This is a genomic window from Herbaspirillum sp. BH-1 (genome assembly GCF_002870055.1).
GTDB classification, from domain to species: domain Bacteria; phylum Pseudomonadota; class Gammaproteobacteria; order Burkholderiales; family Burkholderiaceae_D; genus Herbaspirillum; species Herbaspirillum frisingense.
Genome location: NZ_PKOI01000024.1, coordinates 14,649 through 28,929 on the forward strand (window position 1 = coordinate 14,649; position 14,281 = coordinate 28,929).

14 protein-coding genes and 1 pseudogene are annotated in these 14,281 nt (G+C 48.5%); 9 read left to right on the forward strand and 6 right to left on the reverse strand.

Translation table 11 applies throughout. The annotated features are described in order from the left end of the window. Window positions 1–40: 40 nt before the first annotated feature. Window positions 41–332, forward strand: a pseudogene (locus HBH1_RS25630) (catalase); the annotation flags it as partial. Between the two features lie 467 nt (window positions 333–799). Beyond that, a complete protein-coding gene (locus HBH1_RS22165) occupies window positions 800–1,450 on the forward strand; it encodes a BON domain-containing protein (RefSeq protein ID WP_006465453.1) in 651 nt (216 codons plus the stop codon). A gap of 714 nt (window positions 1,451–2,164) precedes the next feature. On the opposite strand, the gene HBH1_RS25000 is transcribed toward HBH1_RS22165, so the two are convergent. Continuing rightward, window positions 2,165–2,527: a hypothetical protein gene (locus HBH1_RS25000; RefSeq protein WP_146012884.1), complete on the reverse strand. Its 363-nt coding sequence runs from the start codon at window positions 2,525–2,527 to the stop codon at window positions 2,165–2,167. A gap of 841 nt (window positions 2,528–3,368) precedes the next feature. Here HBH1_RS25000 and HBH1_RS22170 point away from each other — a divergent pair. The 3 genes from HBH1_RS22170 (at window position 3,369) to HBH1_RS22180 (ending at window position 6,255) form a co-directional block, all read left to right on the forward strand. Beyond that, window positions 3,369–4,091 carry a Crp/Fnr family transcriptional regulator gene (locus HBH1_RS22170; RefSeq protein WP_102664395.1) on the forward strand — a complete coding sequence of 241 codons (723 nt, stop codon included), beginning with the start codon at window positions 3,369–3,371 and terminating at the stop codon, window positions 4,089–4,091. Window positions 4,092–4,168: 77 nt separating this feature from the next. Next, window positions 4,169–4,609: a hypothetical protein gene (locus HBH1_RS22175; RefSeq protein WP_102664396.1), complete on the forward strand. Its 441-nt coding sequence runs from the start codon at window positions 4,169–4,171 to the stop codon at window positions 4,607–4,609. A 938-nt stretch (window positions 4,610–5,547) separates the two neighbouring features. Next, entirely contained in the window at window positions 5,548–6,255 is a 708-nt protein-coding gene (locus HBH1_RS22180; protein ID WP_158243317.1) for a lysozyme inhibitor LprI family protein, read from the forward strand. Between the two features lie 115 nt (window positions 6,256–6,370). Here the strand turns inward: HBH1_RS22180 and HBH1_RS22185 are convergent, their stop codons facing one another. Beyond that, window positions 6,371–6,559, reverse strand: a complete 189-nt coding sequence (locus HBH1_RS22185; RefSeq protein ID WP_102664398.1) for a hypothetical protein — start codon at window positions 6,557–6,559, stop codon at window positions 6,371–6,373. A 328-nt stretch (window positions 6,560–6,887) separates the two neighbouring features. Between HBH1_RS22185 and HBH1_RS22190 the strand changes: the two genes are divergently transcribed. Next, the gene (locus HBH1_RS22190) at window positions 6,888–7,652 is read left to right on the forward strand and encodes a DUF2971 domain-containing protein (protein WP_146012885.1); all 765 of its coding nucleotides are present in this window, start codon (window positions 6,888–6,890) and stop codon (window positions 7,650–7,652) included. A gap of 366 nt (window positions 7,653–8,018) precedes the next feature. On the opposite strand, the gene HBH1_RS22195 is transcribed toward HBH1_RS22190, so the two are convergent. Continuing rightward, window positions 8,019–8,309 carry a hypothetical protein gene (locus tag HBH1_RS22195; RefSeq protein WP_102664400.1) on the reverse strand — a complete coding sequence of 97 codons (291 nt, stop codon included), beginning with the start codon at window positions 8,307–8,309 and terminating at the stop codon, window positions 8,019–8,021. A 752-nt stretch (window positions 8,310–9,061) separates the two neighbouring features. On the opposite strand from HBH1_RS22195, the gene HBH1_RS22200 reads away from it, so the two are divergent. Both HBH1_RS22200 and HBH1_RS25005 read left to right on the forward strand, forming a co-directional pair. Further along, on the forward strand, window positions 9,062–9,604 hold the full coding sequence (locus HBH1_RS22200; protein ID WP_146012886.1) for a hypothetical protein: 543 nt from the start codon (window positions 9,062–9,064) through the stop codon (window positions 9,602–9,604). A gap of 17 nt (window positions 9,605–9,621) precedes the next feature. After that, on the forward strand, window positions 9,622–10,344 hold the full coding sequence (locus HBH1_RS25005; protein ID WP_146012887.1) for a hypothetical protein: 723 nt from the start codon (window positions 9,622–9,624) through the stop codon (window positions 10,342–10,344). A gap of 326 nt (window positions 10,345–10,670) precedes the next feature. Here the strand turns inward: HBH1_RS25005 and HBH1_RS22205 are convergent, their stop codons facing one another. The 3 genes from HBH1_RS22205 to HBH1_RS22210 form a co-directional block, all read right to left on the reverse strand. Then, a complete protein-coding gene (locus HBH1_RS22205; RefSeq protein WP_146012888.1) occupies window positions 10,671–11,198 on the reverse strand; it encodes a hypothetical protein in 528 nt (175 codons plus the stop codon). 106 nt (window positions 11,199–11,304) lie between these two features. After that, the gene (locus HBH1_RS25010; RefSeq protein ID WP_233207680.1) at window positions 11,305–11,808 is read right to left on the reverse strand and encodes a hypothetical protein; all 504 of its coding nucleotides are present in this window, start codon (window positions 11,806–11,808) and stop codon (window positions 11,305–11,307) included. Window positions 11,809–12,113: 305 nt separating this feature from the next. Then, window positions 12,114–13,160 carry a site-specific integrase gene (locus HBH1_RS22210; RefSeq protein WP_233207681.1) on the reverse strand — a complete coding sequence of 349 codons (1,047 nt, stop codon included), beginning with the start codon at window positions 13,158–13,160 and terminating at the stop codon, window positions 12,114–12,116. 107 nt (window positions 13,161–13,267) lie between these two features. Here HBH1_RS22210 and dusA point away from each other — a divergent pair, with 107 nt between their 5' ends. After that, window positions 13,268–14,272: a tRNA dihydrouridine(20/20a) synthase DusA gene (gene dusA / locus HBH1_RS22215; RefSeq protein WP_369878641.1), complete on the forward strand. Its 1,005-nt coding sequence runs from the start codon at window positions 13,268–13,270 to the stop codon at window positions 14,270–14,272. Window positions 14,273–14,281: the final 9 nt, after the last annotated feature.

Here is a 14,281-nt window from a genome sequence, read left to right on the forward strand (position 1 = left end):
GACCATCAATCGGAGATTGACATTAGGACGCCAGAGCGCCATCGTACTAAACCGAAATCCTGATAACTTCTTCGCCGAGACCGAAAAAGCGGCCTGTTGTACTGCGCATCTTATCCCTGGTCTCGGCTTCACCAACGATTCCCTGCTGCAAGGGCGCATCCACTCCTATCTGGATAGGCAGACCAGTCGCCTGGACGAGGCCAACTTCTAAGTGATCCCGATTACTCGTCTCTACGCAAGACACACAACAATCAACGCAATGGTATGCACCGCCAGGCTGTCAACCGGGGCCGCTCGACCTATGAGCTAAGCTGCTGGGCGGCGGCTGCCCATGCTAACCCGGAGCGGTTCGCCGATTGCCATTCGGTAATGATCGAGGGTCTTGGCCACGCGTGGAGCGGGGGCGATGATGCGATGTCTTTTAACGCACGAGGACCGGACGCGAGCCGACTGATGCTGAATTTCCTTGAGCGGCATCGCCGGTATTGATTGTGGACGGTATCAACTGCAGCTCTGACATCGATGCTGCTAATGGAGATGTTCGCCGCGCCTGCCTGTTTAGGTGACCGGCTCTTTGTGCTGCCTGCTCATTGCCGGTACACAAGCCCATTCGTCTAAAGCAGGAATCCGTTTCCCCCCTATCTCTGAGAAATAAGTGACGACGGTTTGTGGCAAATCTACGAACAAATCGACACCGTTCCAATTTAAATTCCTACGCATCTAGAGTCTGTTCGATAACGAACAGAAATCCTTAAGGCCAGAGACCAGAATCAATGTTCATATTTCAAAAGGAGATCTTATGAAATCCGATGCGCAAATTCAGGAGGCCGTATACGAAGAACTGAAGTGGGATCCCTCTGTTATCGCAACCGATATAGGAGTCGAGGTTTCAACTGGCATCGTGACTCTTTTCGGTCATGTTGGGAGCCACTCTGAAAAGGTAGCAGCAGAGCGCGCTGCACAGCGGGTTATAGGTGTTAAGGGTGTCGCCATTGCAATAGCGGTAAAGCTACCTCTTTCCAGTCACCGTGAAGATGCCGATATTGCACGTACGGCGTCTAATGTGCTTTCGTGGTCTACTTATGTGCCCTATGACAACCTTCAGGTATTGGTTGAGCACGGTTGGATTACTTTAACTGGAGAGGTTAGGTGGGATTTTGAACGGCGCGGAGCAGTTTCTGCAGTACGGGATCTTATGGGAGTTGTAGGCGTCATTAGTCACATTCGAATCAGGGAAGCGGTATCGGTAGCATCCCTCAAGCATGAAATAGAAGCCACTCTAAAACGACGTGCTCATGATGAAGCAAAAGCTATTTCTGTCGATGTTAGTGGATCGGAGGTAGTGTTAACAGGATCTGTACATAATTTGGCGGAACGAGACCTGGTCACTAATGCAGTTTGGGGAACGCCTGGAGTATGCAATGTTATCGATCGGCTTTCTGTAACTTAAAAATCTTTGGTCAGATATCGATCCCCAAGAATCGAGATCAAGAAGAATTTTTTGGATTAGTTGCACGCGAGAGAGTTCTCTTGTGAAAATCTTTTACTCCGCACTTACAACTACCTAGTCAACAGGCCATCTAGTTGTTATCAATTTTCACTAGCCCCGAGTCCTGAGCGAAGGGTATTTTCAATTACAGGCGACATATTAGGATGATCGCTAATCAGAAAAACAAGGAATAGATGCGATGCATTGTTAAATACAAGCTATACCATGAATCCTATGTATCAATTTTGGAGTTCACCAGTGAGGTTATTGATGCTGAACAAGTGATTGCGGAATTAACCACATCTCTAAGGCCAGAAGTTATATTTGAGTATCCTGCCCCAAAGAACGCATCAGCAACCGAAGCCGAGCTTTCCTATGAGCGCCTAAAAAATGCGGTGGATTCTATTCATTCTGAGTACGGCGTACAAAGCTGGTCATATCAACTATTCCAGTAACCGATATGCTTGTGCAGCGGAGATCGGAATTATGAGGTCCGTTGGTGCCCTAGAATAAATTTCAACCCGCCAAATTGGCGTCAGCAGCCCCCTAGTTAATCCAGGCCCCAACTTATCGAAGCAGCCGCTGGTAAAAATCAAGCGGCGTTACGGAGAAATCATACTTTCGTTGGCGTGAGGGATATGGTGGACTGAAGATTGACCAAGCCAAGGTCACAGGCTATTTTTCGCCGGCAGAGAGTCGCTGCATTTTTTTTGAAACAGGGTATAGGTCCCCATTCCACACTGCGGATTTTTCATCGAAGTTCGCCGCTAGCTGACCATGACTTGACGCAATGTCACGTACAAATTGTGCGATGGCCTGGCGGCAAATTCGAATCCTAAGATTCTCCTCTGACGGCACGAAGCAAATACGAAATTCACCTATCAAACGTGCGCTGCCGAGGCCGCTCGTCACTTCTAGGCACATATGAGAGCCCGTTTTAAGCAACACGAAGCCAGCTTCATGATGCGGCGGATAATCAAAGTAAAAACGTAAGTCGACGTCAGATGATTTCGGATCCGGTTTAGCTTTGATTAACATAATTCCACATGATTTCCTCCGACTGGATGTGAAGGCGAACAACGTCTTTAAGGAATACTTAGAGTTTAGCCCGGATGATCGAAACTAAAATATTTACGATTGATTAGCATTTCATTCGTTCTTGAATTACGCCTCAAAGAGCTTTAAATGTCACGACACAGCTCCACGATCGAGCAGCGATATGCATTTTTATCCAATATGCCGCAGCCTATCTGCCCAGTCTGTGCGGTATCAGACAGAGAAAAATAAAATCTAAATTATTAAGAAATTCTATATGTTCGGTAACGAACAGTAAGAGTAATTTTTGTCAGCTACATTTCAAATGTCGCACTAGCTGCGATGCCCCCCTCCAGTGAAAACTGGACTTAAGCCCTCTGAACCCACCCCCACACGCATCTCTGCTCAGAGGGCTATTTTTCCCTTCTGCTTGCCAGATGGAGATACTGATGCCATTTTATGAAACGTCCCGAAGTGATTCGAATTTTCTCTTTCAACTTCGATACTCAAAAAATACGAGGGGATGGTCATTAAATCGGATGCAGATAATCAAAGATTATGAGACGCTTTACTCGCAGGTTCTCGAAGAGAATTATTCCAGAACAGAAGCTCTTGCCATTGCATATGGGATTAATAGATGTGAATCTTTTGTCAGGGCAATTACGGTTCGCAACGTGTGAGTTAGCTACATACAATCAAACGCGACGGCGTTTGCAGCTATCGTCTTGCAACCTGTTTTGCTAAACGCCCCACAATGTTCGATATAGAACATATAGAAATTCTTCTGTTCGTACTGCTCTAGGGTATAAGAGCTCCAATGATCCCTAAACTGACTGAATTTCCTATGCCCCCCTCGGAATTCCCTCAAAAGAACCGTTTGCTGGCAGCTCTAACTCCAGATGTATTCCAACGCATCCAGCCCCAACTGGAGTGGGTATCCCTTCCCTTAGCCACAGTTCTGTATGAGTCGGGGGATAAGCTCCACCATGTCTACTTTCCCACTGACTCGATAGTGTCCTTGCTTTATGTCATGGAAAATGGTGCCTCTGCGGAGATTTCTGTGGTGGGCAATGACGGCTTCGTGGGTATCGCCATATTGATGGGAGGAGAAAGTACCCCTAGCAGAGCGGTCGTACAAAGCGGCGGCGGAGCCTATCGCCTGTCCGCTAGGAGATTCAAGGAAGAATTTCACCAGAACATTCAATTTCTTCATCTCATGTTGCGTTACAGTCAGGCACTTTTGACCCAGATGGCCCAGACTGCCGTTTGCAATCGACACCACTCCATTGATCAGCAGTTGTGTCGATGGTTACTGCTTTCACTGGACCGTCTCTCGGGAAATCAACTGATCATGACGCAAGAGCTTATTGCCAATATGTTGGGGGTACGACGGGAAGGCGTAACCGAAGCGGCTGGAAAACTACAAAAAGATGGTGTGATCGAATACAGCAGAGGACATTTGACCGTACTTAAACGACAGAGATTGGAAGAGCTTTGCTGCGAGTGCTATGCAGTTGTTAGAGACGAGACAAATCGTCTTTTCCCGTATACGTGCTTTGACAAATAATCCTAGTTTTATAGGATCTTCGTTGCGTCTTACCATCGACGTCAATGTTTCATCTTTAATTCTATGAATGGGAAGGAATGCTAGCCGATATAGAAATTGTTAAAGCCAGGATCACTCAATCAGAGGTGGAGGCCGTCGCCTTAAAGATCCATCAAGTTTTAAGTGCCCCGTTCTCGGACTTATCGTTTCGCGAAATTGTGTTTTTACCTGGCACCGAAAAATATGACCTGATAATGAAAGGATACTTCGGCATGATTAATGTTAGATTTTCCTTCGGCCGTACAAGAATAGGGGGGTGTATTCGTTATGCAGGACAATATCGGTTTTTGTTTGTTGAACCGGACGGGGCTCAAAGAACACTGACAAGCTTCAAGTTTGATTCCATAGGAAGGGTATTGGATTTTGTGGAACTACCTAATCTTCTGAAGTTGAATCCAGAAAATAGCGGCCATGCCAAGTCCTTAATTTTGAACAAGGTAATTGGAGAGTGGGTTCGGTCAATTCCCTCGCTCAGATAAAGCAGCTTTTTGATTTTCTCGCAAACTCCCTCTTTCCATTTATTGGCGAAGAGCCAAGCCAGATGGCGACGTTCTAACAGATCACAAGGTTTAGTTCGATGCGCTCGAGGCCAAGCTGCTGACCGGCGGCAGATGCCCAATAACAAGAGGATCAACCATTACGGGTTACCTCCCGACTGATCGGGGAAATTGAATGGTTCAAATTCCTGGCGATAACTCGCACTCGGCGCTTGCTTCAACGCCGACTCTACCTCCTTCGACTTGCCACCGCGCGACACATGCCCGTACAGAAATTCCCGCATATGACAATTGGTGATCCGCGCAAGCACTTCCCAACCATCGCGTGCCCTCAAGAGGCGGCATAGATCAGTTGCCTAACGCTGCATTAGCCCTCTGGCCAATAATGGTAAGGCTTGTCTTCAATGGTGATGAACGAGCGGCTCATCATTTCCTCGCTAGCTTGCACATGGCGCACTGCTACCCCGGGCTCTGACGGGCGGAAACAGAATTTTTCCTAATGCGCGGGAACGCCGCCCTGATGGTTCCTATGCCTTCAGAGGCTGCGCGTGGATGGCAGGAGGAAGCTTGGGGTAATTGCAATAAATGCAATTATTTTGTCTTTTTTAGCCCGGCGCGCGCGGTTGCCCCCACCCCGCGCCTACCCGCTACATAGGTCGGATTTGACTCAAATTTGCGTCAAACGCCTAGGCCCGCCGAGCCTGGGCCGGCGCCCGACTGAAGGGCGTCAAATCTGACGCATTTTGACGCGCTCATGAGCTTGTTAAGCAATGCAGCTCATCATGTAATAATGTTGTTAATTTTTATGCAATAGTGGCCGAGATCTATAGCAAAGAATGTGACGAGCTCGCTAGTGTGATGCCGGCCTTCAGCCCTTTTCCGATAAAAGTAATCGTCATATGAAGATAAATTCAGTTCTCATGTTCGTCTCAGCGATCTTTCTTAATCTGAGCGCTTACGCTGCAACTGACAGCGACATAGATAAGATGACAACCTATTCGGTCGTTCTAGGACGTGGAGTTGCTTGTGGCCTCGATATAAAAGACGCCATGGAAAAGGTCGGGAAATGGGTTGATATTCATTTTTCACCGGGCTCTGACGATCAGAAAATCTATCTTCCCGTCTTCATGGAAGGTGTGAAGTATCACGCACAGCAGCAGAAAAATGGAAACAGTCCAGATGACTGCACAAAAGTGAGGCAAATATTCGCAGGCTTTCCTTGGCCGAATGAGATGTCGCCTAAGGATCAAAATTCGAAAAAAAATAATTTGAAAGAGTCGAGCGTGGCAAAAGATGAAGTCGCTATTTGTCGTGAGCCGAAAAGTCAAACCGACATCAATTTATGTTCGCAAAATGAATATAAAGCGGAAGAGGCGAGGATCAATGCGGTATACAACCAATATCGCGATCGATTGAATTCGTTTGAAAAGCAGAAGATTAAGGAGGTCCAGCTTGCCTGGATAAAATTTAGAGACTTATCTTGTGGCTTTGAAGCTTCCGCCACCGAAGGTGGCTCTATGCAGGCGTCGTTAATTTCACAATGCATGACCGAGCAAACCAGTGTGCGTCGCAAGCAGCTAGAAAAGATGATGCAATGCAGTCATAGGGTAGTCCCAGGATGCGAATAGGCCTTGCACCGTAATTTCCCATTATCGCGAGTCCGTTCTACACACCCGTCGCGCGCTCAAACTGGCCGTAAAAAAGCCCTGAGCAATGCAGCAGGGCTTTACCACAAATGCGCGATTAAGTCTTTTTCTTCGCTTCGTCAGCTTGTTTTTGCAGCGTCGTTCTGTCGCCGCCGCGGTTGTACCGGTGGTCGTGGCTACCGTCCTTCTTTTGCGCACCGTAGTTGATTAGCCCGAAGTTGCCAGACGAGTCAGTTTTTGACGACGACGTTGCCTTCGATATAATTTTTGCCAATAGATCGAACATCTTTTCTCCCCTTGAAAGTCGGTTCTATTCGTGAGCCCCCGGAAATCGTAACAGAAAGCTTCGCCTATTCGTGCCGGCCGATAAAATTTAGCTAGTCAAGCCTAATTGGAACTTATGAGATCGATATTAGAGAATAAACCGCCTCTCTGGTTTTGAGAACGGTCAAAATTTAGGCGATAGCTTATTCTCGTTGTTAGAGGGTTCAAATTGCGAGCGCCAACTTAATTTGTATTAGGGGATAAACCCTCATGACCATTTGAATCAACATAGAGTTGATGAGGTTCGCTTTAGCTGATGGGAGAGATAACAGATGCTTCTGTGGCGATATATGGATTTTCAAAAGTTCAAACGTTTCATTGAGCAGCGTGCTCTATATTTTTGCGGAGCCCGTCATTTTGCAGACCCATTTGAGGGAGAGTATGCATGGGGAAAAAAGGGCCATGAACAATTTATGGAGACACAAAAGAAACTGAACCTGAGGCACGGTGGTGGAATGCCTCTCGATTCATTCATCGCCATGAATCTCAAGACATTGCGAGAGATCGCCGAAAAAACTTATATAAATTGCTGGCATCACAGCAACCACGAATCGGAAGCCATGTGGAAGCTCTACTGCCAAGATCCGACGTCAGGTATTGCCATATGCACGACTATGAAGAAGCTCGATGCTCAGCTCAGATTGCAAAATCTGCCGAACCTCGAACTAAAGTCCGTTAAATATCTGCCCAATTTTTGGATCAAGCAATACAACCCCGAGGCCTCGGTATTTTATTCAAAGCGCATCTCGTTTGAATACGAAAAGGAGTTCCGTGCAATCTTCAGAGAGGATCCGTACGGGCCTACTTCCCCCTGCCGTGGAAAGCCAGTTACGGTCAACGTCGCCGAATTAGTAGATTCGGTAACGATATCGCCTTTAGCTTCAGCGAATCTAAAGACAACAGTTCAAGAATTATTGAACTTAGCAACAATGCCGATCCCCGTAAGGGACTCCGAGATTGAGTTGCACCCAGTACTATCGGTGGAGGAACAATTTTTAAAGAAAAAGGGTAGTTTCCAAACATCGACCATCCGTTTATTGTCGAGAGAGTCGTAGTAAATCAATCGAGGACGACAGTGATATTTCAGATTCCCGTTTGACGACGGTGCGTTCATTCAGCGTCAGTTCGATGAAGAGGTCGAGAGACTTGGCGCTGCTCGTGGCCGCCTCGAAACATTCGCATCCGGCGATGAAAATTCTGCCTCACCTTGTTTCAAGCGACCCAGGCCAAATAAAGGCCAGCGAGGCATTATTTTTCCAAATTCCGAAGCAAAAAAAGGGTAAATATCTGACTTTATTGAATTCCACGCCGGACCTGTAATAAGGCGCGCTAGACATCAAAACGCCCGCGATCCGCGGGCGTTTTGCTTGGACTGTTGATATCTGCTCCACTACGGCGCCTAAAATATCCCTCGTTAGGCTTTACTTATCAAAAGGAAACTGAACGGCTAAAATTTTCTTTGCTTCGCCAAATATTTCGTTCAAATGTTGCTCGGCAAAAGCTCGATCTCTATCGCTCACTGGAAGAGGAATTTGAGCCTCTTTGATCCGAACTAACTGGTGGTCAATTGCGTTCGCATGGCGACCTTGTGCCTGAGCCGCAAGTGCTAGTGCAGCAGAAATCGCGATCGATTGGGCTTGCAACTGAGCCAGCACACGTTGCTGAAAATCTTCGGGCGTATTTTTATATTCCATAGAAAAAGTTAAAGCCATACATCTTCCTTTCTTGGTTATCGTATCCAGTCACTGCATTAAATTGGGATCGACTATTCAACTTGCTCTCCCTTTGCCCAAAGAAATTAATGGTGAAATTCATCTGGCGGCCTTGGTGTGTAGCACTTTATCATCGCCTGCGGCACCTGGCTATTTGTGGGTTATTGAACGAAGCCCGCTCTAATGAAATCAAGCAGTTATCGATCTATATCGATGCGTTCAATAACCCAATACCCTGCCACTACCCTGCTGATTTTTATATATTTTTCGCCGATAGCACAGCGATTTCGTAATCAGTAGGTCGACGGTTCGATTCCGCCCATCAGCACTATTTATAAGGCTTCCAGGCTCGCGCTTGGAGGCCTTTGTGTTATTCAACTCTATTTTGATGTCTTTTTGACCATTCGAAAGACTAAAATAGTGAGAGAAAAAACTAATGGAAGACCAAAGTGGGGACCTATTCCAAAAAGCTGAGAAGCCGAATAGATATTCTGGGTGGGCAGAGGACCGGGCATTGTGTGATTTGTGGAACGGTGGGCCCGCTAAGCGCTGACCATGTACCACCCAAAGGATGCATACAAATAACCGATACAGTTCTCAAATCAATGGTTCCTCCACAGGATGGCAGTCGTGGTCATCTAATCCAAGGTGGCATTAAATTCCGAACCATTTGTTCCACTTGCAACAATACCCGATTGGGCGCGCTACACGACCCGCACTTAAAGGACTTTGTGGATCAGATCCGGCACCAGATGATCGTTGCTCCCGTCACCGCTTACATTCCTCGAATTTTTGAAGCGAGTTTCTCCGCGCACCATATAGCGAAAGCCATAGTCGGCCACATATTGGCTGCACATTCAGTTAAAGAAACCGCGGAATTTAAAGACGACATCGGCGCGAATAGCTCCCTGCGCCAGTATTTTCTTGCAGCAGAGGGTAATTTTCCACCAGACTGGAAACTATTCTGCTGGCCCAACTTTTACAGAGAGCAGGTGATTTTGCGGCATTTCGCTATCGCCGATATGGGCTTTCAGAATGTGGATGACGGAATCACCTATGGCCATCTTCTCAAATTCCTTCCTCTCGGTTTTTGGCTCGTTTACCAGCAACGCCCCAAAGTTCAAATCCCGGCTTACGATATCACTCCCGTTTCCGCCAAGAACGATGAACTAATGAAAGTCGCTTTCAATGTGAACAAGCTATATGGAGCTGACTTCCCATTAGAACCAACGGGAAATCATGCGGTGTTCTTCAGCACAGAACAGGGATCTAGGGCAACTTCGAAGCAAAAATAGCGGGCAAGGAGGGGTTTATGGATCTAAAAGAAAAGCTGGCAGTAGCCTCTGGCTTCGGAATAATCACATCCGCTTGCTATCTATTCGGATTTTGGGGGGCGTTTCATATCAATGTGATGGAGTTTGCCGGCGTAACCGATTTAGCAAAGTTGGCCAGCTTTCCCCTGATAGCGGGCCTCCTGTCTATACTGTTCGGCACCGCGATACCGGAGATCCTACATAACCCTCGCCTTAGTCCGGGAGCCGGAGCCTCCACGACAGTAGGACGCTTAGGGCGCAAGCACTGGAGAATAATAGTGGCGCTGCAAGTCCTGGCGATACCACTAGTAGCAATACTCGGTTCAGAACCGTACAAGTGGCTCTTCGTCGCTTTACTTATTGGACTATTATCTATCCCGTTATCGCATGTAGACTTTGTAATAGCGGTGCTACCAGTTCCTCGTATTCGCCATACGGCTCTATATTTATTACTTTGCATTCCTCCAACAGCATTTTGGTTTGGAAGATCTGATGCGCATATCATTAAACACGATCAGCCGGTACATGTCGTTGATATTGCTCGTTCGAAACTGGAATTCAAAGAGACCCCAGAGAAGCGGGTAGCATTTCTTGGCCGAGTCGGCGACTACAATTTCTTCTATGAATCGTTGACTGACACAGTTGCATTTGCAAAACAGAGCGATGGAAGCACGCTTTACTTACTACATCCACATCGCGACTGGCGCGCGGCGTGGATGTGATTTGCAAATTACCTGCGCCTGAAAAACAAAACCCCGTGTTCGAAAACACGGGGTTCGTCATCAACCTGACGCCATGCACAGGCATGGCGTTTTTCTTTCGAAACAATCAGTTTCGAGAAAGATATGACAGAATAGAAACAATCAAGATTGAGCCAACGCTTGCAAGCGAAGCAATTCGCTCCAGAAACTGAAGTGTATGCTCTCGCGTCGGTTCATCACTACCCCACGTCACTATGTTCACAATTGGCAAAAAGGGAACTGTCTGGTGTTTTGCGTTGCCTTTTGACCCGGGGCCACCGGTTGCAATTAAATTTGGCCGTGCCGTATTACGTTTCGCTTCGATAAATCAAGCTAAGGGCGGCAAATAGCTTTTCCCGCGCCGCTAGAAATTTTTTTCGCGATTCTTCCATCTCTATTTCTGTAAGTTTGGTATTTCCTTCCCAGGCCGTACGGCGAATACTTTTAGTCAGATCTCCCATTTCTCTAATAAGTCGTTGAGCCTCTACATGCCCTAAAAGTAGAAGTTTTGATTCTGCGCTGGTCAGGTCACTGTAAGAATTAAATAATTCCGACTTTGTTTTATGGAGTTCCTCGGCCTTTTTTTCTGACATTTCAATTTTCTGCTCTCGCAGTCGAACGATTTCGACAATGGCAGCCCAGTAGCGCAGAAAGACATGTGAAAAACCTTCGATCTGTTCGGCACAATTCTCAAGCAGTCCTTGGTGCCGCTGTAATCGTTCGCGCCGCATGTCATCACGCGTCTTCAACTTCGCCATCCAATAAGTGGCGACACCTGAAATCAACGCTCCCAGTCCAACTTTCACAGCAGTATCAAGGACTTCGAGATAGGTCACATTCCCCCCCAAGGTATTTTCTCTGATATTCCCGCACTACCAGGGTGCATTCGAATGCCTTCTACGAAGGCTGCCGAATTTTGAACTAGTCATTCTCTATTTAGCTTTAGTTATCCGAGAAAACGCTTTCGACCACAGTGACTTGCTTTCCCCCTAGCTCATTTTTACCGTCGGTTCCACCAAGAGTTACGGAACGGCCGAGAAAAATAAATTTTATAGTTTTGTACTCCGCGCCTGGAATACGCTGCGTCGATGTATCTATAGAAACGTATGGTCCCGCGACGGATTTTGAACTTTCTATTGCCGCATAAAACGTGCGCATCAAGTCGACATTACTGCTTTCTTCGCCAAAAGCACCCCACCATCGATCAATGGTGGCGAGTTTACCTTGTGAGAATTTAACGGAGCCAATAATGGTTCCATTCGGCTTTGGCTTATCTGTCACGTAGAAAAGGTCCTGATTTCCTCGAACTGAAATAATTGAGTATTCAGATTTTAGTTTCTTCAGCACGTCCGCCTGGTCCATCCCCAGGGTCAGCGCGACAAAGCCTATTGGTAAACCAGCCGCTGTAACTGTTGCAGATGACGCTAAAAGAAGCACTGCACCCATAAATTTCCACATAGTAGTTCCCCCTCTCATATGTAGCTACATAACTACAATTTTCCGATCGTTGGCAACGCTCCGGGCGCGGAAAATACTATATCAACAAAACTTACTGGGGAATATTTTGACCAAACCTGCGCAATTTTAAGAATTAACGCCCTGTATGTACAAAACGCATTCCGCATTCAGCAAGGCTTTGCTGGATATGAGCAATATTATCTGTTGACTCATGCTCCGTTGGAGCACACGCCGTGCGAAGCAAGAGGGGGCGCCGTTGCAGAGGGCAATTACGATTCGCTCTGTCGTCGTCATTATCCCAAGGGAGGGCTACGATGTAGATCTTTGGCTCGGATCTGCGTATATCTCGCGAGCATTTTCCAATCCCTGTGCCCAGATACCAGAGCGACCTGCTCAATGCTGTAACCCTGCTCAAAGAGGCGTGATACTCCCTCATGCCTCAAGTCGTGAAACCTTAAATCTTCGATCCCCAGTGATTTGCAAGCACGTGGAAAGAGGCTGCTTACCGTCCCCTCCGTGACGGGGAAAATCCGTTCTTCCTTGTCCATCTTTGGTTGCCGCTTGATGATCGCGAAAGCGTCGCCTAGGAGTGGCACCTCTTGATCGTTCCCAATCTTAGCGCGAGGGTGCTTTCGATTTCTGATTATGATGGTCCGATCCTGTTCGTTCAGGTCGGCCCATCTAAGGTTGATGATCTCGCTCAAGCGCATGGCGGTGTCGACTGCAAATGCAATAAGATCGGACATGGGTACTTTTTGCCGGACCTTAACCGCAAACCAAGTGCTGATGTTGCCCAGCTCTATCTTCGTTGGCCGCCTGGTGCGCTCTCTTGACCTGGTCGACAGGCCGATGTGATCCATATAGGCTCGCGCTTGGGCGATTACATCCAGATTGACCGGCCAGCGCCAGATGTTCTTTGCTGCCTTGAGGATGCTGCTTAGATATGTCAGGTCAATGGCAATCGTCACGCCGCCTGCACCGGCACCCTTTCGTTCCTTTACGTAATCGATCAGTGCGTCCCCTGTCAGCTCCGGCATGGCCAGCTTGCCGAGGTAACGTTTCAAGGTTGCCAATACTGCCTTTTTGTTTTTGCCCAACGGTTTAACCTGGGTCTGCTCCTCTATATAGCGGTCAATAGCGGAGCCGAGTGTCTTGTCTGCTATGATACGGACGTCCTGAAATTTGAGCGCCCGCATGTCGGCTTCCTGCCGCGAAGCCCAATCTTGTGCCTGCGCCTTTGTGTCGAACATCTCGCTCTGCGCGGGAAATCCCTTCCTCCGAATCCTCGCACGCCAACGCTTGCCAATTTTCTGGAATGTCGCCATCTGTTTTTTGTCCAATTTTTGTCCAATGGCGAATGATAAACCATTTATTTTCGTGAAATATCGTGAAGTCTGAAGTGCCCAATAAGGCGGTGGAAAGCCGCATCAGTGCTGGAAATAGTCCGATTTTACCGGCTCGAACGATTTCGGTCGCGCCCATGATGGACTGGACCGACCGCCACTGCCGCGTCTTCCATCGCCAGATCACGCGCCACACCTGGCTCTACACCGAGATGGTGACCACCGGTGCGCTGCTGCACGGGGATGTGCCGCGCCATCTCGATTTCGATGAGCAGGAGCATCCTGTCGCCCTGCAACTGGGTGGCAGCGAGCCGGCCGACCTGGCGCACAGTGCGAAACTGGGCGAGCAATGGGGGTATGACGAGATCAACCTGAACTGCGGCTGCCCCTCCGAGCGCGTGCAGAAGGGGGCGTTCGGCGCCTGCCTGATGGGCGAGCCGGCGCTGGTCGCCGATTGCGTCAAGGCCATGCGCGATGCGGTGTCGATTGATGTGACGGTCAAGCATCGCATCGGCATCGACCAGGTCGAGTCCTACGACTTCGTGCGTGACTTCGTTGGTCAGATTGCCGATGCCGGTTGCAAGACCTTTATCGTGCATGCCCGCAACGCCATCCTCAAGGGCCTGAGTCCCAAGGAAAACCGCGAGATCCCGCCACTTAAGTATCACTACGCCTACCAGCTGAAGAAGGATTTCCCGCAGCTGGAAATCCTCATCAACGGCGGCATCAAGACCTTGCCCGAGATCGATGAGCACCTCAAGCATGTGGACGGCGTCATGCTGGGCCGCGAGGCGTATCACAATCCCTACCTGATGGCGGCTTTCGATGCCCGCTACTACGGCGATCTGGAGGGTGGCCGCCAGCCCAGCCGGGCTGAGGTGATCGAAGCGATGTTGCCGTATATCAAGCGTCAGCTGGAACTGCACGGCGACAATGGTCGCGGCCTGCGCCTCAACAGTATCACCCGCCACATGCTGGGCCTGCTGACCGGCATGCCTGGGGCGCGTGCCTTCCGCCAGACCCTGTCGGACTCCAAACGGCTGGCGCTGGGGGACCCGGCGCTGTTGCTGGAAGCCCTGCAGCGTACCCAGGCCGCACAGGCCGCGTAATTGCGCAAC

Bases quoted from the DNA above. Each gene is read 5' to 3' on its own strand.
- HBH1_RS22190 (WP_146012885.1), top strand. From the start codon at position 6,888: ATGGATTTTCAAAAGTTCAAACGTTTCATTGAGCAGCGTGCTCTATAT.
- HBH1_RS22195 (WP_102664400.1), bottom strand. From the start codon at position 8,309: ATGGCTTTAACTTTTTCTATGGAATATAAAAATACGCCCGAAGATTTT.
- HBH1_RS22175 (WP_102664396.1), top strand. From the start codon at position 4,169: ATGCTAGCCGATATAGAAATTGTTAAAGCCAGGATCACTCAATCAGAG.
- HBH1_RS22185 (WP_102664398.1), bottom strand. From the start codon at position 6,559: ATGTTCGATCTATTGGCAAAAATTATATCGAAGGCAACGTCGTCGTCA.
- HBH1_RS22180 (WP_158243317.1), top strand. From the start codon at position 5,548: ATGTTCGTCTCAGCGATCTTTCTTAATCTGAGCGCTTACGCTGCAACT.
- HBH1_RS25005 (WP_146012887.1), top strand. From the start codon at position 9,622: ATGGATCTAAAAGAAAAGCTGGCAGTAGCCTCTGGCTTCGGAATAATC.
- HBH1_RS22170 (WP_102664395.1), top strand. From the start codon at position 3,369: ATGCCCCCCTCGGAATTCCCTCAAAAGAACCGTTTGCTGGCAGCTCTA.
- HBH1_RS25000 (WP_146012884.1), bottom strand. From the start codon at position 2,527: ATGTTAATCAAAGCTAAACCGGATCCGAAATCATCTGACGTCGACTTA.
- HBH1_RS22165 (WP_006465453.1), top strand. From the start codon at position 800: ATGAAATCCGATGCGCAAATTCAGGAGGCCGTATACGAAGAACTGAAG.
- HBH1_RS22200 (WP_146012886.1), top strand. From the start codon at position 9,062: ATGATCGTTGCTCCCGTCACCGCTTACATTCCTCGAATTTTTGAAGCG.
- HBH1_RS25010 (WP_233207680.1), bottom strand. From the start codon at position 11,808: ATGGGTGCAGTGCTTCTTTTAGCGTCATCTGCAACAGTTACAGCGGCT.